The 19110-nt window shown below is 69.9% G+C and carries 18 protein-coding genes; 10 read left to right on the top strand and 8 right to left on the bottom strand.

The features are described 5' to 3' along the window. Positions 1–273 precede the first annotated feature (273 nt). The gene (locus ABZ851_RS21110) at positions 274–1170 is read right to left on the bottom strand and encodes a LysR family transcriptional regulator (protein WP_361129727.1); all 897 of its coding nucleotides are present in this window, start codon (positions 1168–1170) and stop codon (positions 274–276) included. Positions 1171–1625: 455 nt separating this feature from the next. Between ABZ851_RS21110 and ABZ851_RS21105 the strand changes: the two genes are divergently transcribed. From ABZ851_RS21105 to ABZ851_RS21080, 6 genes are all read left to right on the top strand, one after another. After that, positions 1626–2255 carry a LysE family translocator gene (locus ABZ851_RS21105; protein ID WP_361129724.1) on the top strand — a complete coding sequence of 210 codons (630 nt, stop codon included), beginning with the start codon at positions 1626–1628 and terminating at the stop codon, positions 2253–2255. Positions 2256–2328: 73 nt separating this feature from the next. After that, positions 2329–2574: an acyl carrier protein gene (locus tag ABZ851_RS21100; RefSeq protein ID WP_176956602.1), complete on the top strand. Its 246-nt coding sequence runs from the start codon at positions 2329–2331 to the stop codon at positions 2572–2574. A 19-nt stretch (positions 2575–2593) separates the two neighbouring features. Further along, positions 2594–3985 (top strand): TrpB-like pyridoxal phosphate-dependent enzyme, encoded by a 1392-nt coding sequence (locus ABZ851_RS21095; RefSeq protein ID WP_361129720.1) that lies wholly within the window; start codon positions 2594–2596, stop codon positions 3983–3985. A gap of 30 nt (positions 3986–4015) precedes the next feature. Further along, positions 4016–5929, top strand: coding sequence for an FAD/NAD(P)-binding protein (locus ABZ851_RS21090; RefSeq protein ID WP_361129717.1), 1914 nt, complete (start codon positions 4016–4018; stop codon positions 5927–5929). An 11-nt stretch (positions 5930–5940) separates the two neighbouring features. Continuing rightward, positions 5941–7611, top strand: a complete 1671-nt coding sequence (locus tag ABZ851_RS21085) for an AMP-binding protein (RefSeq protein ID WP_361129714.1) — start codon at positions 5941–5943, stop codon at positions 7609–7611. A gap of 215 nt (positions 7612–7826) precedes the next feature. Then, positions 7827–8414, top strand: a complete 588-nt coding sequence (locus ABZ851_RS21080) for a DJ-1/PfpI family protein (protein WP_361129711.1) — start codon at positions 7827–7829, stop codon at positions 8412–8414. 1158 nt (positions 8415–9572) lie between these two features. On the opposite strand, the gene ABZ851_RS21075 is transcribed toward ABZ851_RS21080, so the two are convergent. The 6 genes from ABZ851_RS21075 to ABZ851_RS21050 all read right to left on the bottom strand — a co-directional run bounded on the left by ABZ851_RS21075 (position 9573) and on the right by ABZ851_RS21050 (position 14341). Then, complete coding sequence (locus ABZ851_RS21075; protein WP_361129708.1) at positions 9573–9971, bottom strand: hypothetical protein; 399 nt, start codon at positions 9969–9971, stop codon at positions 9573–9575. A gap of 160 nt (positions 9972–10131) precedes the next feature. Continuing rightward, the gene (locus tag ABZ851_RS21070; RefSeq protein ID WP_361129706.1) at positions 10132–10371 is read right to left on the bottom strand and encodes a hypothetical protein; all 240 of its coding nucleotides are present in this window, start codon (positions 10369–10371) and stop codon (positions 10132–10134) included. A 70-nt stretch (positions 10372–10441) separates the two neighbouring features. Then, positions 10442–11581 (bottom strand): inorganic phosphate transporter, encoded by a 1140-nt coding sequence (locus ABZ851_RS21065; RefSeq protein ID WP_361129703.1) that lies wholly within the window; start codon positions 11579–11581, stop codon positions 10442–10444. 134 nt (positions 11582–11715) lie between these two features. Continuing rightward, positions 11716–12537, bottom strand: a complete 822-nt coding sequence (locus ABZ851_RS21060; RefSeq protein WP_361129700.1) for an FAD:protein FMN transferase — start codon at positions 12535–12537, stop codon at positions 11716–11718. Beyond that, positions 12530–12970 (bottom strand): FMN-binding protein, encoded by a 441-nt coding sequence (locus ABZ851_RS21055; RefSeq protein ID WP_361129697.1) that lies wholly within the window; start codon positions 12968–12970, stop codon positions 12530–12532. The genes ABZ851_RS21060 and ABZ851_RS21055 overlap by 8 nt, the downstream gene beginning before the upstream one ends. Positions 12971–12979: 9 nt before the next feature. Continuing rightward, positions 12980–14341 carry a ferric reductase-like transmembrane domain-containing protein gene (locus ABZ851_RS21050; RefSeq protein WP_361129694.1) on the bottom strand — a complete coding sequence of 454 codons (1362 nt, stop codon included), beginning with the start codon at positions 14339–14341 and terminating at the stop codon, positions 12980–12982. Positions 14342–14485: 144 nt separating this feature from the next. On the opposite strand from ABZ851_RS21050, the gene ABZ851_RS21045 reads away from it, so the two are divergent. Together ABZ851_RS21045 and ABZ851_RS21040 are read left to right on the top strand one after the other, a co-directional pair. Further along, positions 14486–15220, top strand: a complete 735-nt coding sequence (locus ABZ851_RS21045; protein ID WP_361129691.1) for a response regulator transcription factor — start codon at positions 14486–14488, stop codon at positions 15218–15220. Beyond that, positions 15217–16665: a HAMP domain-containing sensor histidine kinase gene (locus ABZ851_RS21040; RefSeq protein WP_361129689.1), complete on the top strand. Its 1449-nt coding sequence runs from the start codon at positions 15217–15219 to the stop codon at positions 16663–16665. The genes ABZ851_RS21045 and ABZ851_RS21040 overlap by 4 nt, the downstream gene beginning before the upstream one ends. 94 nt (positions 16666–16759) lie before the next feature. Here ABZ851_RS21040 and ABZ851_RS21035 read toward each other — a convergent pair whose 3' ends face one another. After that, positions 16760–17179: a CBS domain-containing protein gene (locus ABZ851_RS21035; RefSeq protein WP_361129686.1), complete on the bottom strand. Its 420-nt coding sequence runs from the start codon at positions 17177–17179 to the stop codon at positions 16760–16762. 274 nt (positions 17180–17453) lie between these two features. On the opposite strand from ABZ851_RS21035, the gene ABZ851_RS21030 reads away from it, so the two are divergent. Together ABZ851_RS21030 and ABZ851_RS21025 are read left to right on the top strand one after the other, a co-directional pair. Beyond that, complete coding sequence (locus ABZ851_RS21030) at positions 17454–18140, top strand: CBS domain-containing protein (protein ID WP_361129683.1); 687 nt, start codon at positions 17454–17456, stop codon at positions 18138–18140. 207 nt (positions 18141–18347) lie between these two features. After that, positions 18348–19019, top strand: coding sequence for a CBS domain-containing protein (locus ABZ851_RS21025; RefSeq protein WP_361129680.1), 672 nt, complete (start codon positions 18348–18350; stop codon positions 19017–19019). Positions 19020–19110 lie beyond the last annotated feature (91 nt).

Below are 19110 nucleotides of genomic sequence, written 5' to 3'. Positions count from 1 at the left end.
TCCGGGCGGCCGGGAAGCGCCTGCGGCAGGGGGTGCCGGCGTGCCCGGCCGCCCGGTGGCCGGTCCGGCACCGTGGCCTGACCGGGCGGGCGGAGCGGGACGAAGCGCGTGGGGAGTTCGGCTACCGGGCTCAGCGCCCTTTCCGCCGTCTCAGTCTTCGCGGCGCACCCATGGCTGTCCACGACCCGTTTTCTCTATGTGCCATGCCTGACGGGCATGGGCGGGGCCGGGGTGCGGCCCGGTGCGCGCGCGGGAGACGGCCGGTCCGGCCGGTCAGGCAGGGGCCGCGTCGGGGAACGTGCGGAGGCAGAAGTCGCGCACCTCGGCCACGCACCGTCCGATGAGTTCCGCGGCGTAGTGGGTGGCGTTCCAGAGGGCGAACAGCGGCAGGTCGACGCGTTCGCCCGGTGCGGGGCCGGTGATCACTATCGGGTGCAGGCCGTACTGCGGTTCGTCGGTGACGACCGCCACGCCCTGTCCCCGTGCCGCCAGCGCCTGGGCGGCGCGGGGCAGGTCCATCTCCTGCACGGACTGCCGGCCGAACGGGCCGGTCATCCTCGACAGATGGTCGTCGAACACCCTGCGCGCGGAGTAGGTGAGGGTGGGCACGATGAGGGGTTCGCGTACGAGCTCCGTCAGTGGCACGGTGGGGCGGCCCGCCCAGGGGTGCCCGGCGGGCACCTGCGCGAACACCGGGAAGCGCACGACGAGTTCGGCCTGCAGGTCGGTCGCCCCCGGATGCGAGGAGAAGCCGAGGTCGGCCTGTCCGCTGGAGACGGTGTCGGCGATGGCCGCGGTGGGGATCTCCATCAGGTTGAGTACGGCGTGCCGCGAGACGGCGGCCAGGGGCGCGAGGACGTCGTTGATGGTGGTCACCGTGCAGGCGACCGTCAGGCGCGGCTCGCGTCCCTCGGCGAGGGCGCGCATCATCGCCACCGCCTGGTCGTGCCGGGTGACCAGATCGCGGGCGACGGGCAGCAGGCGGGCCCCGGCCGGGCTGATGTGCAGCCTGCCGCGGTGCCGTACGAAGAGTTCGCAGCCCAGCGACGTCTCCAGCTGACGCACCTGCCGGGACAGCGAGGGCTGGGCGATGTGCAGGGCGCGCGACGCCGCTGAGATGGACCCGGTGTCGACCACCGTGAGGAAGTAGCGGATCGTGCGGATCTCCATCCCGCCTGTCTACCAGGTCCGATCCGCCGGCTGCTCCCAACCGGCGCGCGCCCCGGGACCTGCCCGAACGCCGCCCTCTGCAACACGCTGACAGTTCATTTCCCTTCGGATGGTTCCACCGGAAGCGAAAGTGTGGTGATGGACACGCCCCGGCACATGGATGAGGGCATGCGCTTGGCTGAATGTGCACTACCGGAAGCAGTGCATCCGACGTGGCGAGCTCGTGGCCGCACGCCGGGGTGACCGAAATTGATTCCTACTGGCTCGTAACTTTCCCTCCTGTTCGGGAACTTGTTTTCCCAGATTGTTGCCTGGGGTCATCCCAGCCGATAGCGTTCCAATGGTGGTGATCAAGATCCGGGACTTTCGGACCTTGGAGGGGGGTCGATTCGATTGGATGCACAAGCGTTAACTGCGCTCTCCGGTCGAATGGCGATGGACATTGCGGCAGCCTCATGGTGACGTGGGTCTTCATCGCGACGGTTTTCGCGATGGTGGCCGCGCCGGGGCCGTCATTCATGGTGCTGGTGAATGAGACGCTGCGGTTTGGCCGTGGCGCCGGGTTGGTGACCATTCTCGGGAGCAGTACCGGGCTGCTCATGTGGGCGGCGACCTCCGCCCTTGGACTGGCCGCACTGACGCAGACCTCTCCGCTGGTGTTCACCGCCTTCAAGCTGGTCGGTGCCGCCTACCTTTGTTATCTCGCGGTGATGACGGTGCGCAACCGGTGGAAGTTCGGCCAACAGCCGGCGGCGCCCGAGGACTACGGCGCCGCCGACCTGTGGCGCTCCTACCGGTCAGGGCTGGTCACCAGTGCCGCCAACCCCAAGATGGCCACCGTCTACCTGGCGTTGATCCCGCAGTTCCTCCCGGCCGGCGGCGGTTCGCCCGCCGACGTGGTCACCCTGACCGCCGTGCAGATCATGATCAGTGCCGGCTGGTACGCGGTGGTGGTCACCCTCGTCGGCCTGGCCCGGCGGCTGCTGGCCATGCCGGCGATGCGGGTGGGACTGGCCTGGGTGAGTGGGGCGGTTCTGCTGCTGCTCGGGCTGCGCACCGCGGTGATGACGGGGCCCATGGCCTGAGGGGAGACACCCCTAGCGGAAAAGCCGGAAAAGCGAACAACTCCAGGGAAGAGGAATCGTTTTGACGTCTCCTGTGAAGGTTGACACCCGGGTATGCGAGGTCATCGCAGCCGTACTCGGATCGTCCGCGCCGGCCGAAATCAAGAATGACGACGAGTTGCGCGGGATCGGCATCGACTCGTTGAGCATCCTTGAAATCGTCGTCCGAGTCGAGAAGGAATGCGGCATCACGATCGGCGACAGCGAGATATTTGAGGCCGCCCTGTGCCGGGTCGACGATCTCGTGAAGCTGGTCCAGTCGCACGTGGAAAATTCCTAGAAACGAGGATCGGAAACGCATGGTGAATTCGGCAGAAGCCTCGCTGACGGCTGAAGAAATCGTTCCCACTCACTGGTACAACGTGCTGTCCGACCTCACCGGCGTCGAGGACGCGGCAAAACTGCGCCAGGCAAGGCCGGAGACCCGCGAGAGCGGCGGCGCGGTCACCCCGCAGATCCCGCTGTCGATGTACCGGCAGAGCATGGGCCAGGAACGGTTCGTCGAGATCCCGCAGCCGGTGCGCGAGGAGTACCTGCGCTGGCGGCCGACCCCGCTTCACCGGGCACGCCGGCTGGAGCAGTTGCTCGACACCCCGGCCCGGATCTACTACAAGTACGAGGGCACCAACACCACCGGCAGCCACAAGCTGAACACCGCCCTCGCCCAGGCCTACTACTACAAGCAGGCCGGCATCACCAGCCTGACCACCGGCACCGGTGCCGGCCAGTGGGGCTCGGCGCTCGCCGTCGCCTGCCGCATCTTCGGCCTCGAGTGCACCGTCTACATGGTCCGGGTCAGCTACGAGCAGAAGCCCTACCGCCGGATCATGATGGAGATGAACGGGGCCAAGGTCATCTCCAGCCCCAACGGGAACTCCGAGGCCGGACGGGCCGCACTGGCCCGCGACCCGGACACCGACGGCAGCCTGTCCATCGCCAACGCGGAGGCCTTCGAGCACGCGCGCCAAGTGGAGCGCTGCAACCTCTCGGTGGGCAGCGGGGAGAATCACGTCCTGCTGCACCAGACCGTGATCGGCCAGGAGGCGGTCCGGCAGTTCCGTGCGATCGGCGACTTCCCGGACGTGGTGATCGGCTCGGTCGGCGCGGGCAGCAACTTCTCCGGCATCACCCTGCCGTTCTTCCACGAGAAGGTGCGCGAGAACCTGGACACCCGGTTCGTCGCGGTGGAACCGGAGGCGTGCCCCAAGCTCACCAAGGGCCGTTACGCCTGGGATTACAACGACTACACCGGCATCACGCCGATGACCAAGATGTACACCCTGGGACACACCTTCGTCTCCCCGGGCATCCACGCCGGCGGCCTGCGCTACCACGGCGCCGCCCCCTTGGTCAGCGCGATGTACCACCAGAAGCTGATCGAGGCGGTCGCCTACGCACAGCGCCCGGTGTTCGAGGCCGGCCTCACCTTCGCCAATGAGGAGGGCATCATCCCGGCCCCCGAGTCGGCGCACGCCATCCGCGGCGCGATCGAAGAGGCCCTGCTGGCCAAGAAGGAACGCAAGGAGAGGGTCATCCTGTTCAACCTCAGCGGTCACGGGCTGCTCGACCTCTCGGCCTACCAGCAGTTCCTCAGCGGGAACATGACCGACATGGCGGCGTCGGACGAGTTGATCTCCGCCGCACTCGGACGCTTGCCGGCCATGGACGGCCTGGGCGCGGCTGCGCGCTGAAGGCGAGCCTTACAGATGGGGAGACAGGCCGTGCAACACCTGACAGACAGGGTGCTGGACGTCGCAATCGTGGGGACCGGTCCGCGCGGGATCTCGGTGTTCGAACGGCTCGCGGCCAATCTGATGGCCGAGACGGAGCCGCCACGCGTCAGGATCTGGCTGATCGACGCGGTGGAACTGGGAGCGGGCCGGATCTGGCGGACCGACCAGGAGACCAGCTTCCTGATGAACACCGTCGTCGGTGAGATCAGCATGTTCTCCGGGGTCTTCGACGGTGAGCCATGCCGGCCGGGCGCCGGCCTGTCCTTCCAGCAGTGGTTACCCACCCAGCCGGAACCGGAACTGTCCGGACTGGACCACGACGACTACGCACCCAGGTACGCCTACGGCCGGTACCTGCGGTACGTGTACGACTCGGTGGTGCGTGCCATGTCCGGACTCGGCGAGGTCGTCGAAGTGGTCGGCAAGGTGACCTCGTTGCGGGAGAGGGGCAACAGCTACGAACTCCACGTGTCCACCGCGGACGACGAGCGCACCGTGACCGCCGACGCGGTGGTGATCACCACCGGGCACGCCCAGGCGGAGCTGTCCGAGCACCAGTCGGAGCTGGCACGGTTCGCACAGGACCGGCCCGGACTCCGTTACCTCAGCGGGGATTCGGCCGCCGATCTGGACCTGCAGTCGATCCCGCCCGGCGCCGCGGTCGGCGTCGTGGGGCTCGGCCTGTCCTTCTACGACATCCTGATGTCCTTCACCGTGGGCCGGGGCGGGAAGTTCAAGGTGAACGGCGACGGAGCCATGTGCTACGTGCCCAGCGGCAATGAGCCCTCGGTGGTCGCGGGCTCGCGCAGCGGACTGCCGATCCGCTCGCGTGGCCGCAACCAGAAGGGGGTGACCGGCCGCGCGGCGCCGAAGTTCCTCACCTCGGCCGCCATCGGCCAACTGCGCGAGCGCAACGCGGTGCACCGGGGCAACCCCGCCCTGGACTTCGACCGCGACGTGCTGTCCTTGCTCGAGGCCGAAATCAACTATGTCTACTACACCACCCAGGCAAGGACCCAGCACGGGCCCGAGCGTGCCGAGGCGGTCGGCGCCGAGCTGTACGCACTCGGCCCGCAACTGTCGAGCTGGCGCGAAGTGGTGGTGCGCCACGGACTCGAGGACGTGGAACCCGTCGACCTGGACCAGCTGTCCAGACCGTTGCACACCAAGCGGTTCGCCTCCGGTGCCGACGTGGTCGCCGAGGTGCGGCGCATCCTGCTCGCCGACATGACGGAGGCCGGTCAGGGCAACGTGGACAGCCCGCTCAAGGCCGCGCTGGACGCCATCCGCGACTCCCGCGAAGTGCTGCGGCACGCCGTGGACTTCGGCGGCCTGACCCCGCGATCCCATCGCGCCGACTTCCTCGGCCGGTTCGTCTCGCGCACCTCGACGCTCTTCACCGGCCCGCCGCTGGAACGCACCGCGCAGTTCCTGGCTTTGGTCGATGCCAGAGTGCTCGATGTGGCCGGGCCGGATGTGGTGCACGGATGCGACGCCGAGCAGGGCCGGTTCTTCCTGGAATCCCCGGCCGTCGAGGGCTCGCGCAGGCACTGCGACGTGCTCATCGACTCCCGCATCCCGACCGCGGGTCTGATCCGCAACACCGATCCGCTGATGCGGCAGCTGGTCGAGGACCGGATGGCCGTCGACTTCGTGCACGGTGACACCGAAGAGATGTTCGCCACCGGGGCACTGCACATCACCCCCGCCGAGCGTCGGGTGATCGCCGCCGACGGCCGGCCGCACCGGGCCCTCTACGCGCTGGGCATCCCGACCGAGCGGGTGTGCTGGTTCACCCAGATCGGCAACGGCCGGCCGGGCGTGCACACCTCCTTCTCCAGGGACGCCGACGTGATAGCACTCAGCGTGCTGCGCCGGGCCGCGTCCAACACCTTCCAGTGATCGGGGACAAGTTGTCCGGGCGAGACGATGCCTACCAGGAGTTCCGCGCCGCGCGGGACCTCCTTTTGCACCACGCCAACGACCAGGACGCCGCGCGCAAGGCGTTCCGGTGGCCGCGGCCACGGCAGTTCAACTGGGCGACCGACTGGTTCGACCGGATCGCCGAGGGCAACGACCGCGTGGCGCTGCGCATCGTCGGGCAGGGGGAGCTGACCTTCCAGGAGCTCTCCCGGCGCTCCGACCGGGTGGCCGGCTGGCTGCTGTCGCAGGGCATCCGCCGGGGCGACGTGGTGATGCTGCTGATGGACAACCGGACCGAGCTGTGGGAGCTGATGCTCGCCCTGATCAAGGTCCGGGCCGTGATCGCCCCTGCTTTCATCACCATCTCGCCCGAGGAACTGCGCACCAGGATCGGCAGGGCCGGAGCCACGCATGTGATCGCCGACCACCGGATCGTGCCGGGGCTCGCCGTGGACGGGCTCCGGACCAGGATCATCGTGGGCGGGGAGCACGAGGGCTGGGCCGACTTCGCCGCCTCTGCCGAGCATGAGGGCGGCTTCGTGCCGGAGGGCCCCACCGAGGCCGACGAGCCGCTGTTCTACTACTTCACCTCCGGCTCCACCTCGCGGCCGAAGCTGGTGGTGCACACGCACGTCAGTTACGCGATCGGGCATCTGGCGAGCATGTACTGGAACGGGCTGAAGCCGGGGGATGTGCACCTCAACGTCTCCGCTCCGGCCTGGGCGAAGTACCCCTGGAGCTCACTGTTCGGGCCCTGGAACGCCGAGGCCACCGTGGTGTCCATGGACAACGCCGAAGCGACCCCGCAGCGACTGCTGGAAGTACTGAGGACCGGGACGGTCACCAGCTTCTGCGCGCCGCCCAGCATCTGGCGGGCACTGATCCGGACCGGGCTGCCCGACGGCCTGCCCGGGTTGCGGCACGCGGTCAGCGTCGGTGAACCGCTCATGGGTGACGTGGTCGAACAGGTCCGCAGGCTGGCCGGGGTGACCGTCCGCAACGGGTTCGGGCAGTCCGAGGTCACCGCCATGGCCGGGGTCACCGCCTCCTCCCCGGCGGACCCGGTCTCCATGGGCTACCCGCTGCCGGGCTACGAGCTGGTGGTGGTCAGGCCCGGCACCGACGAGCCGGCCCAGGAGGGCGAACTGTGCCTGGACCTGGCCAACGAGCCCGTCGGCATGATGCGCGGCTACCTCGACCCGGAGGACAACGCCACCAGCCATACCCCGGGCGGCCTCTACCGGACCGGTGACCTGGCCCGGTGGGACAGCGACGGCTCCCTGGTCTACCTCGGGCGCGGCAAGGACGTGTTCGAGGGGCCGGACGGGGAGCTGATCGCTCCCCTCGAACTGGAACACGTACTGGTGCTGCACCCCGCCGTCGCCGAACTGTCCGTGGTGCCGGTGTCCGAGGACACGGCACAGGTACCCAAGGCGTACGTCGTGCTCAGTGCCGGCTGGAACGCCAGTCGCGCCACCGCCGAAGTACTCTTCGCGCACCTGCAGAAACATCTGCCCGCGCCCCGGCACGTGCGGTTCCTGGAGTTCGTGGACGACCTGCCCCGCACCGAATCGGGCAAGGTCCAGCGTGAGGCCGTCCGACGCCTGCGCAGGTCCCGCAACGTCGAGTTCGCCGTCGGCCCACCGACCGCCCTGGCGTAGCCTCGGTCCACCCCCGGCCGCGCTCAGCAACTGGTGTGCAGGGGTTGCGCTCGCCGCAGGAGATGCGCCGGTGCCGGACGGGAACCATGCGACCGGCGCGGCAGACTTCTGGGGCAGCCCACACTCCGGGCCCGACTGCCGGTCGTGGTCCGGTCGCGCCCCTCGCGGTGTCCGCGGCATCCGCTGACGCCGCACCAGCCAAGGAGACAGAGCCGATGCCGCTACGCGTTCAGATCCTCGTGTACGACGGGGTGGAGGAGCAGGACTTCATCGGGCCGCGTGACGTTCTCGGTCACGCCGAGCGGGCGGGGGGCCAGGTACGAACGACACTGGTGCGGCCCTCGGCTCCTGGCACGGTGACATGCTTCTTCGGCACCGAAGTCACGGTGCCGGCCGCATGGGAGCCCACCGACTCCGACGTTCTGATCGTGCCGGGCGGTGGCGACCAGCTGATCCACGATCCAGAGGTCTTACGGAACCTCGTACGGGCACAGCAGGCAGGCGTCACCGTGGCCGGTGTCTGCACCGGGGTCATGGTGCTGTCCGCGGCAGGCTTGACCAAGGGCCGTCCGTGCACGACACACCGCCTCGCCAAGGCCGAGCTGGCCGCCCAGGGCGGCACGGTGATCGACGCACGAGTCGTCGACGACGGGAACCTGGTGACCGCGGGCGGTGTCACCAGCGGAATCGATCTGGCGCTCTGGATGATCACCCGCGAGTGCGGACCGTCCATCGCTGCCGGCGTCGAGTCCATCATGGAGTACGAGCAGCGCGGCCTCGTCTGGCGAAGCTCATCGGACTGACGTCCGTGAGCAACTGAGCCTGGCTGCCGTCCCCTCCGCCGGAGGGGCTGAGCGGTGGCGAGTCAAGAAGCACGGATCGCGGACCTCACCTGTGCCGACGCCCTCGCCTGACTCTTCCTCATCACTCTGCTGGGATTTCGGTGTTGGGCTCTTTACTCGTACCTCGGGTGCGGAATTCCGAAGTGCAGGTGGTGTGATGAGAGCGTGACGCCGGAATTCGGCCGGACGGGGCGGAGGAGTTGGAATTCAGAGAGCGACCGGCGGCCACGTTGCGTACATGCGAAAGCGGCAAATTTCCCTTAACTTTCAGACTTTTCCCGTTTGATTTCGACTCGTGTCGCGGCGTAGCGTGGGAAGTGGTCCAGCTGAATGGCTGGATGACCGAACAGAGATCCAAGGAGGCAGGATGAGCTTCCGAAGTGTGTTCCCCCGTAGGCATGGCGACGACTGGGACTGGGACGACTACGGCTACGGCCGTGGATACGGTCGTGGACGCCGCTTTGGTCGTGGACGCGGCTTTGGTCGTGGACGCGGCTTTGGCCGAGGTCGCGGTTTCGGCCGCGGAGGCCGTTTCTAGCGACCCCACGGGTCAACTTCGAGGCTGGTCCCCCCTATGAGGGCCGGCCTCGAAGGCGCTGTGATACGGGGGCCGATCGGGCCAATTCCCTTTCGCGGTCTCCGAATCGGATCGGAGCATCATCTGAGGCGGCCTCTTGACCTGCTGATCTCGATGAGAAAAGCGAAGGCCGCTCTTCATCCCGCCAGGCTCGCGCGCCCTGAATGCCTGTTCCGCAACAGCTCATTGCGCCGGCGGATCACCCCGGCGTACCGACCGGAATTCCGGCTGACGTTCCGAATGTCCTGGCAAGGGAAACGCTGCGTGCGGCACATAAGGTCCCACGCAGCGCGCTTCCGGGCCTTCCCTGCCCGTGCTACTCAGTATTCCCGCCGACGGCTTGCCTCGCAATCGCAGATGTGCAACGCGCCCTGTGCGCAAGAGGCACGGCTTCTTCGGGCCGTCCGGGGCAGCGGAGCGAGGCGGCAACGCGGACGCCCCTGCACTCACCACGGTGACCATGGCGTCACGTGTGGTGAGTGCAGGGGCGGGCCGCGGAAGCGGCATTCTCCCCGCTCAGGCGTGCGGTGTCGGGGCGTCGGCTAGCGGACCACGTGGATGGTCAGCGGCGCGGATACGCGGTCCGTCTTCGCGTGCTGGTGGTTCTCGTCGGTCGCGTACAGCACCGAACGGAACTGCAGCTCGCCCGCCTGGTTGGCCTTGACGTCCGCGCGCACCTCGAAGCCGAAGTCCTGCTTCACGTTCTTCCAATTGCTCCAGTGGCCGGGCTTGCCGGACCGCTGCTGTATGACGAGCGTGGTGTACCGCTCGGCGTCGTCCCCGCCCTGGCCGTGCACCTTCACGACGCTGCCGACATGCGCCGTGTGGGGTGTGGCGTCGATCGAGATGTCGCTCTTCGCGAACGCCGGGGAGGCTGCCAGTGCCGCCGAGGCCACACCCAGCGAGCCGATCACGGCTAACCGCTTCAGGCCGAACTTCATGCTCGTATCTCCTTGGATACCTATGTTCCCCATGCGCCAACCAGGGCTAAGAATCCCTAATTGACGTGCTTTCGACGAGAAAGAGCTGTCTGTGGACCGCGAGGTTGGCTCCCGATGGTCACTACTTCGTAACTGCCCCTCGGGGAGGGCCGGGGCAGGGTCAGCCGGGAACGATCAGGTCGATCCCGTAGGCCGCGACCGCGAGGCAGGCGGCGAAGCACAGCACGGCCGTGGCGGTCGCCACCTTCCGGTGCCGGCCGCTGGGCAGGCCGGGGGCGGGCTCTCCGTGTCCGGTGCGGGCCCATGCGGCCAGTCCGAGTGAGAACATCACGACCACCACCACGGTGATCCCGAGGCTGACACCGAAGACCCCGGCGAGAGCACCCCAGTTGATGTCCACCCTTCTTCTCCTTCCTCCGCCCCTGCTGCCCGCGGACCTTTTCCGAAGACGGCGGCCCGGTGGGCCCGGCTCAGGAGGCCGACTTGACGGTGGGCTTCGCAGCGGGTGCCGGCACCTCGTTGACGTTCTCCGGGTTCACCGGACGGCGGCGCGAGAGCACATAGAAGCCCGCCGCGGCCGCCAGCGCGACGCCCGCGACCAGGGCCACCCCCATGGTGCCCTGGCCGGCCACCCACGCTGCCAGGCCTCCCACGGCGGCCGCGGCCGGCAGCGTCAGCAGCCAGGACACCGCGATCCGCCCGGCGACGCCCCAGTGCACATGTGCCAGCTTGCGGCCCAGCCCCGCGCCGAGGATGCTGCCCGTGCACACCTGGGTGGTCGACAGCGCGAAGCCCATGTGCGACGAGGCCAGGATCACCGCGGTCGCGCTGGTCTCGGCGGCGAAGCCCTGCGGAGCCTGGATGTCGGTGAGTCCCCTGCCCATGGTCCGGATGATCCGCCAGCCGCCCACATAGGTGCCCAGGGAGATCGCCAGGCCCGCGCTCAGCACCACCCACCAGGGCGGCCCCGCACCATGGGCGAGCACCCCGCTCGAAATGAGCGCGAGAGTGATGACCCCCATCGTCTTCTGGGCGTCGTTGGTGCCGTGCGCCAGCGCCACCAAGGACGCCGACCCGACCTGTCCCGCGCGAAAGCCCCTCCCGGCGGCGCGTGCCGAAATGCGCCGGGTGATCACATAGGCGAGGTAGGTGGCCAGCAGCGCCACCACGCAGGCCACCACCGGCGAGGCCACCGCAGGAATCACGATCTTCTCGATGATCGTGCCGAAGCGCACCGCGGAACCTCCGGCCCCCACCCACACCGCGCCGATCAGCCCGCCGAACAGGGCGTGGGAGGAGCTGGAGGGCAGCCCGAGGAGCCAGGTGACCAGATTCCACAGGATCGCCCCGATCAGCCCGGCGAAGATCATCACCAGGGACACTTCGCTGTCCTGGACGATGCCGCCCGAGATCGTCTTGGCCACCTCGGTGGAGAGGAAGGCTCCGCCCAGATTGAGCAGACCCGCGACCGCGACGGCGGCCCGGGGGCTCAGCGCCCCGGTGGCGATGGAGGTGGCCATCGAGTTGGCGGTGTCGTGGAACCCGTTGGTGAAGTCGAAGGCCAGGGCGGTGAGGATCACGGCCACCAGCAGGAAGGAGACAGATGCCATCCCGGTCCTCCACGTCGAGGGCGGCCCGGCCGCGTCGGACCCTCCGGAACCATCTGCGCGGACCGCCGTCCCCTCCCACGCTAAGCGCCGCTCCGGGGCGTCGCCATGCGGCGGCGTGCGCCGGTCGGTGGCGGTCAGGCGCGGCAGTGCCGTGCGGGGGAGACCGGGGCGCGACGTCCCGGTCGCGTGCTCGGTTCCTTGTCTCCCGGGAAGCCCCGGGTGTGCCAGGTGCCGCCGTTCCGTGTCACTGCGAAACCCTCGTGACCGTCGAGCCCTTCCAGCCAGTCGCGGGCGCCCGCACCCATGGCGAAGGCCGCCGTGGCAAAGGCGTCGGTCGTGGTGAGACCGCGGCCGACGACGGTGACCGAGGCAGGTCCCCGCGCGGGAGTGCCGGTGTGCGGGTCGAGAATGTGGGCTCCCCGTTCGGCGGTGCCCGAGGTGGCGACGGCCAGGTCGTGTCCGGTGACGACGGTGCACAGTTCGCCCGGACGCAGCGGGTGAGCGATCCCGATGCGCCAGGGGGTGCCGGGTGAGGCTTCCCCGCTGAGCTGGAGGTCGCCGCCGCCGTTCACGCAGAGGTGACGGGCGCCGGCGGCCTGCAGGATCTGCACAGCACGTTCGACCGCCCACCCCTTGACCAGTCCGGTGGGGTCGAGACCGCCGTTCGCGGTGACACTGAACCAGCCCTCGGTGGCTTGTCCCACCTGCTCACAGAGGCCCAGCACCTCACGTACCTCCGCGGGGCAGTCGTCGAGTCCCAGCTCTCCACGGGCCAGTCGGCTGACGGCGCTGTCGGGACGGTACGTCGAGAAGACCTCGTCGACGCGGTGCAGCCAGGAGACGGCCTCGGCCAGGGCGGACTCGACGGCGGGGGTGCGGGCGTCGCGGACGTCGAAGGAGAACACCGTGCCCATCGCCCGCTCGACGTGGCGCAGTCCGCGCCGGGGCTCAGACACCGGCCCGGTCCAGGGCGCTCTGCAACGACCGGATGTAGCCGGCGCTGGTATAGCTGGCGCCGGACACCGCGTCGATGCGGGCGCTGTGCGTGGACAGCGCTTCCTGAGTCAGGCGGGGGACGGCGTAGGTGGCGATCTCGCGGTCACGGCCGTTCCCGGACGGCGCATGCAGCACCCTGACGGCGGTCAGCCGGCCGGCCTTGACGGTGGCCGCGACCTGTACGGTGCCGTACCGGGTGCTGATCGGGGCGCCGCTGTAGGTGCCGTCGGCCGGGTGGCCGCCGTGCCGCGGACGCCCCGTGGGCGACGGGGCAGGTGCGGCGCCCGCCCGGTCCGGGGCACCGGTCAGGCCGGCCGGCTGGTGCGGCTTGAGGGAAAGCAGGAGGACGATCAGCGCGCTGGTCGACGCTGCGGTCAGAACGGCTCGGCGCACGGGGGCTCCTCAGAACTCGAACGACTCGTGGTGGATGCGGTGGCGGGGCACCCCGGCACCGCGCAGTGCGCGCCGCGCGGCGCTGGTCATACCGGGCGGACCGCACAGGTACACGTCGTGGGCGGCCAGGTCCGGTATCAGGCTCTTGAGCGCGCGGGCGGTCAGCGGGGTGGCATGCCCGTCCGGTTCGTCGACGGAGTAGTGGACGGCCGCGCCGCGAGCGGCCGCGATCGCATCGAGCTCGGTGCGCAGGGCGAGGTCGTCCGGACGCCGGGCCCGGTAGATGAGCGTGACCTCCCCGGGGAGGGTTTCGAAGAGCACCCGCAGCGGGGTGATGCCCACGCCCCCCGCGAGCAGCAGCACCTTCTGCGACCGGCGGAGTGCCGCGGTGAAACCGCCGTAGGGGCTTTCGGCCCACACCCGAGTGCCGGGTCGCAGCCGTGCCAGCGCAGCGCTGTGCCCGCCGGCCGCCTTCACCGTGATGCGCAGGTGGTGGGGGAGCGGCGGGGCGGAGAGCGAGTAGGGGTTGGCGGTCCACCACAGGCCCGGCGCAAGAAAACGCCAGCGGAAGAACTGGCCCGGCCGGGCGCCGAGTTCGGTCAGGCGCTCCCCGGTGAGGTGCACCGACACCACGCCGGGAGCCTCGGGGCGGACGTCGGCGACGCGGAGCCGGTGGCGCAGGGCCCGTCGCAGCGGAACCATGAAGCGGTACCGGAGGAGCAGCGCAGCCACCGCCCCGTACAGGGCGTACCAGCCGAGCTGGGCCGGCCTCCGGCCCACGAAGTCGGCACCGCCTGCGAGCTGGTGGCCGAAGGCGAGGAAGACGGCCAGGTAGGTGGCGAAATGGAGGTAGTGCCAGGTCTCGTAGCTCATGCGGCGACGGGCGGCACGCGCCGAGACGAAGCCGGTGCCGACCAGCAGCACGAAGCCCGCGGTCGCCTTGAGCATGTCCGGGTAGTCGAGGACGAGTGTGGTCGCCTGGTGCAGGACACCGGTCGTCGAGGTGAGGGCGTACCCCCAGATGATCAGCAGGGTGTGGGCGAGCACCAGTGAGAGGGTGTAGCGCCCGCCCATGGCGTGCCAGCGGGCAAGCCGATCGGTACCCAAGCTGTGGTCGAGCAGCGGCACGCGGGCCATCAGCGCGACCAGTACCGCGCAGGCGTAGCCGGCCAGCAGTCCGGTGATCCGGCCGGCGCCGGTGAGCCAGCCCGCCGGGCCCACCACGGACGCCGTGCCGGTCCACCACAGGGCCAGGACGCCGGCGGCCCCCGCCCAGATGAGGCCCTGGACGAGCAGCAAAGGCGCGGGCGGCAGCCACCGCGGCGGGGTGCTGCCGAGGACACCGCGGCGGATCTGCGAGATGGCGCTCATGGGGCTCCCTTCCGTGGTCGGCGTCAGCGTCGCAGCACAACCTCTGAAGATCCTCTGAGCGGCGGCCCGGCCGGGCGATTCACAGGAAACTCAGAGCTGACTCATACCCGCGCACACCTCCGCCGGAGGGATGCTGGAGTCACCATGCACGCTCACCGCATCCCCGCCCCGCTGCACAGCGCTGACGGCTCGCCGGTGCGGGTCCTCGTGATCGACGACGAGCCGGACCTCACCGAGGTGCTCTCCGGCGCCCTGGCCGCTGAGGGCTGGGAGGTCCGCAGCGCGGCCGACGGCGTCTCCGCGCTCGACGTGGCACGGACCTTCCGCCCGCACGCCGTCGTCCTGGACTGGATGCTGCCCGACATCGACGGCCTGCGGGTGCTGCACCTGCTGCGCCAGGAACTGACGACGGTCTGTGTCCTTTTCCTCACCGCACGTGATGCGGTCGAGGACCGGATCGCCGGGATCACCGCGGGGGGTGACGACTACGTGACCAAACCGTTCAGCCTGGAAGAGGTCCTGGCACGGCTGCGCGGTCTGCTGCGCCGGGCCGGTATGGCACACGAGCCGGACGGCGAACGGCTGGTCGTCGGGGACCTCGTCATGGACGAGGAGGCACGGGAGGTCGTTCGCGGCGGTGAACTGGTCGAGCTGTCCCGTACCGAGTTCGAGCTGCTCCGTTTCCTGATGCGCAACCCGCGGCGGGTGCTGTCCAAGGCGCAGATCCTCGACCGGGTCTGGTCCTACGACTTCGGTGGCCGGTCGCACATCGTCGAGCTCTACATCAGCTATCTGCGGAAGAAGATCGACGTGGGCCGGACCCCGATGATCCGCACGGTCCGCGGCGTCGGATACGTCCTCAGGCCGGAGTCCTCGTGAACCGGCTCGTTCCACGCACCCTGCGCGGCCAGCTCACGGCCGGTCTGGTCGTGCTCCTGGCACTGGCCTGTCTGGCCGTCGGCGTCATCACGGCGGTCGCGCTCGAAGGGTTCCTGGTAGGCCGCCTGGACCAGCAGCTGTCCGCTTCCGCCGGCCGTTTCGCGGTGAGTCTGGAACACGAGTCCAAGCCGGATGCCGACAACCGGCCGGATACCCGCGGTCAGTCCGAGGGCACCTTGGGGGCCCGGCTCCAGCGTGGCACGCCGGCCCGGGCGGCTGTCGTACGGGACCGGACGGACGCCGCGGTGCCGCTGTCCGCCGACGACCGCCGGAGGCTGGCCGCCCTCCCGACCGACGGCTCCGGACACGGCATGCGGCTTTCCGCCCTGGGGCGGTACCGCGTCAACGCGGTGGTGGGCGACGATCGCGACGTGCTGATCACGGGTCTCCCGCTCCGTCCGGTCGAGGAGACGGTGCACCGGTTGGTGGCGGTCGAGGCGGCGGTGTTCGGCGGCGCCCTCCTGGTCACCGGTGTGCTGGGAGCGCTGTGGGTACGCCTGTCGCTGCGTCCGCTGCGCCGCGTCACGATCACGGCCGCGAGCGTGGCCGAACTGCCGTTGGCCAGTGGCGAGGTGGCGATGCCGGCGCCGGTGCCGGTGGCCGACGCACGCACCGAGGTCGGGCAGGTCGGCACGGCCCTCAACCGGATGCTCGGCCATGTCGGCGACGCCCTGGAGCGTCGTCATGCCGGCGAAGAGCGGCTGCGGCACTTCGCCGCGGACGCCAGTCACGAGCTGCGGACGCCGGTGGCCAACGTCCGTGGCCACGCGGAACTCGCCCTCCGGCACACGGGGCCGGTGCCCGGTCAGGTCCGGCGCTCCCTGGAACGGATTCAGGCGGAGTCCGAGCGGATGAGCCGCCTGGTGGACGATCTGTTGCTGCTCGCACGCCTCGACGCCGGCCGCGCCCTGGAGAGCAGGCCGGTGGATCTGACACGACTCGTGCTCGACGCGGTCGACGACGCGCGGGCGGCCGGTCCGGGCCACCGGTGGCTGCTCGACCTTCCTGAGACGGCGGTGACCATGACGGGGGACGACCACCGCCTGCAGCAGGTCGTCGGCAACCTGCTGGCCAACGCCCGGACGCACACCCCGCCCGGGACCGCCGTGACGGTGCGGCTGGCGGCCGACGACCAGGGAACCCGGCTGACGGTCGCCGACGACGGCCCCGGGGTACCTGAGCAGGTCCGGCGGGAAGTCTTCGGCCGCTTCGTGCGGGGCGATCACAGTCGCTCGCGAGCGGCGGGTGGTACCGGCCTGGGACTGGCCATCGTGGAAGCCGTGGTCTCCGCGCACGACGGACGCGTCATGATGAACAGCCGCCCCGGACGCACCGAATTCACCGTGACCTTTCCTCCGGCCCCGGCTGATTCCGGGGGCCGGTGAGCCGTTCGCGCGGCCCGGGGCGGCCGGCGGTCGACGTCACCGCGTCGGCGGAGCCGGCGCACAAGCACTTACGGCCGGCCCACGGGCGACCGGCTCAGGTGGGCGCGCAGACGGTCTCGACGAATTCCCCCACCTTGTCTTCCGGGAGGTGCCGGGCGAGGTCGGCTTCACTGATCATGCCGACCAGCCGGTGGTCGTCGATGACCGGCAGCCGCCGGATCCGGTGTTCCTCCATGACGCGCAGAATGCCTTTCGTCCCGGCGTCGGCGCTGATGGTGACGGGCTTCCCCTGGGCGAGTTCGCCGGCGGTCATGGTCTTGGGGTTCTTGCCCCGGGCGAGGCATTTGAGGACGATGTCGCGGTCGGTGATGATCCCGTGGAGTCGGTCATCAGGGCCGCAGATGGGGAGCGCGCCCACATCGAGGTCGCGCATCCGGCGTGCCGCGTCTTCCAGCGTTTCGTTTTCCTGTACGCAGGTGGCGCCGCTGTGCATGATGTCGCGGGCGGTGGTCATCACCCTGGCTCCTTCACATGGGTACGGGGCGGAGCGCGGCGTGATCCGCCGGCTGTCGCCCGGTGGGATCTGCCAACAGTGTCCGGCCTACGGCTTGCCGGGTGAAATGGGCCGAATGGCCTGCCTTCCGTGTGTGCGCGGTGCGGCATCCTCCCGCCCCCCGCTGATCGGCCGCGAAAGGGACCGGAAGGCCCCTGCCCGCCCGGCTCGGTGCATTTCACACTGGAGAGGTCACGGACGGCCACGTGACGCCGCCCGTGCATGAGGAGGCGTCATGTTGAACACTCCGCACATCGTCAGGGACGTGATGACGAAGACCGTGGCCGCGGTCGACCGGGGGGCGCGGTTCAAGGAAGTCGTCGAGACCATGGAGGGGTGGAAGGTCAGCGCTCTGCCGGTGCTGGCAGGGGAGGGCCGGGTGGTCGGAGTGGTCTCCGAAGCCGATCTGCTGCCGAAGGAGGAGTTCCGGGAGTCGGAGCCCGGCCGTCTGGAGCAGCTGCGGCAGACCGACGACGTTCGCAGGGCGGAAGCGGTGACGGCGGGGGAGCTGATGACCAGCCCTGCCCTGACCGTGCGTGCCGACGCCACCCTCTCCCAGGCCGCACGGATGATGGCGCAGGAGTCCGTCAAACGGCTGCCTGTGGTGGACGGGCACGGGGTGCTGCAGGGCATCGTCAGCCGTGCCGACCTGCTGAAAGTCTTTCTGCGTTCGGACGAAGACCTCGCTGAGGAAGTCCGCCGGGACATCGTGGGCGCGCTGTTCGCGGCACCGACCAAGGACCTCCGGGTCGCGGTCGCCGACGGGGTCGTCACCCTCAGCGGGCAGGTCCGGGACACCTCGCTCATCCCGGTGATCGCACGCCTGGTGCGGTCGGTCGAGGGGGTGGTGGACGTGGAGTTCGAGGTGACCGGCGCGGCGTCCGCCCGGGCACAGCCGCCGGTGGCGGGCCGGCAGAGGTGACCGCGCGGTGCGGAGCCGCTGGGCGGCAGCCGGACCGGTGGATGCCGGTGTGTGCGACCGTTCGCGACGGAGCCGGAAGGGAAGGGGGCGAGGGCCGGCCGACCGGCAGTGTTCGGGCCGGATGGCCCCTGCCCGGCACGGGCCCACGACAGCAGGCTGGAGGTGTCGCATCCGGCCGTGCGACGGGGCCCGTCCCGAGGAGGCGTCATGGAGCACACTCCGCACACCGTCAGCGATGTGATGACCCAGACCGTGGTCGCGATCGGTCAGGAAGCGCCGTTCAAGGAGATCGTCGAGACCATGGAGCAGTGGAAGGTCAGTGCGCTGCCCGTGCTCGTGGGGGAGGGCCGGGTGATCGGCGTGGTCTCCGAAGCAGACCTGCTGCCGAAGGAAGAGTTCCGGGAGTCGGAGCCGGACCGTATGGAGCAGCTGCGCCGGCTGGACGACGTACGCAAGGCCGGTGCCCTGACGGCGGGAGAGCTGATGAGCTCGCCCGCCCTGACGGTGCACGCCGGTGACACCATTGCCCAGGCGGCGCGGACGATGGCTTTCAAGTCCGTGAAACGGCTTCCCGTGGTCGACGGCACCGGGCTGCTGCAGGGCATCGTCAGCCGCTCCGACCTGCTGAAGGTCTTTCTGCGCTCCGACGAGGACCTGGCGGAGGAAGTACGTGCGGAGATCGTCCCCCGGCTGTTCGGTGACGTTGCGAAGGATCTGGAGGTCACCGTCACCGACGGGGTGGTCTCCCTCCACGGCACGGTCCGCGACACCGCGCTCCTCCCCGTCGCGGCCCGACTGGTGCGGGCGGTCGAGGGCGTCGTGGACGTGGCCTTCGATGTCACGGGCCCCAGTCCTGCCCCGGCGGGCCCGCCCTGGTGAGGCGGCCCGGGGACGACGGGGCAGGCGTGAGGCAGGGCCTGTCGGTCCCCGCGGACAGCACCGGACGGCCCTCGTGCGCCAGGGGCGGCAC

Origin of the sequence: Streptomyces sp. NPDC047049 (assembly GCF_040643995.1) — a bacterium.
GTDB lineage: Bacteria > Actinomycetota > Actinomycetes > Streptomycetales > Streptomycetaceae > Streptomyces > Streptomyces mooreae.
Note: the sequence above shows the minus strand (reverse complement) of the source record. Positions and strands in the feature narration are given on the sequence as shown.

Excerpts from the sequence above, each read along its gene's own strand:
- ABZ851_RS21110 (WP_361129727.1), bottom strand. The coding sequence starts at position 1,170 with ATGGAGATCCGCACGATCCGCTACTTCCTCACGGTGGTCGACACCGGG.
- ABZ851_RS21095 (WP_361129720.1), top strand. The coding sequence starts at position 2,594 with ATGGTGAATTCGGCAGAAGCCTCGCTGACGGCTGAAGAAATCGTTCCC.
- ABZ851_RS21045 (WP_361129691.1), top strand. The coding sequence starts at position 14,486 with ATGCACGCTCACCGCATCCCCGCCCCGCTGCACAGCGCTGACGGCTCG.
- ABZ851_RS21075 (WP_361129708.1), bottom strand. The coding sequence starts at position 9,971 with ATGAAGTTCGGCCTGAAGCGGTTAGCCGTGATCGGCTCGCTGGGTGTG.
- ABZ851_RS21025 (WP_361129680.1), top strand. The coding sequence starts at position 18,348 with ATGGAGCACACTCCGCACACCGTCAGCGATGTGATGACCCAGACCGTG.
- ABZ851_RS21080 (WP_361129711.1), top strand. The coding sequence starts at position 7,827 with ATGCCGCTACGCGTTCAGATCCTCGTGTACGACGGGGTGGAGGAGCAG.
- ABZ851_RS21030 (WP_361129683.1), top strand. The coding sequence starts at position 17,454 with ATGTTGAACACTCCGCACATCGTCAGGGACGTGATGACGAAGACCGTG.
- ABZ851_RS21105 (WP_361129724.1), top strand. The coding sequence starts at position 1,626 with ATGGTGACGTGGGTCTTCATCGCGACGGTTTTCGCGATGGTGGCCGCG.
- ABZ851_RS21065 (WP_361129703.1), bottom strand. The coding sequence starts at position 11,581 with ATGGCATCTGTCTCCTTCCTGCTGGTGGCCGTGATCCTCACCGCCCTG.
- ABZ851_RS21050 (WP_361129694.1), bottom strand. The coding sequence starts at position 14,341 with ATGAGCGCCATCTCGCAGATCCGCCGCGGTGTCCTCGGCAGCACCCCG.
- ABZ851_RS21035 (WP_361129686.1), bottom strand. The coding sequence starts at position 17,179 with ATGACCACCGCCCGCGACATCATGCACAGCGGCGCCACCTGCGTACAG.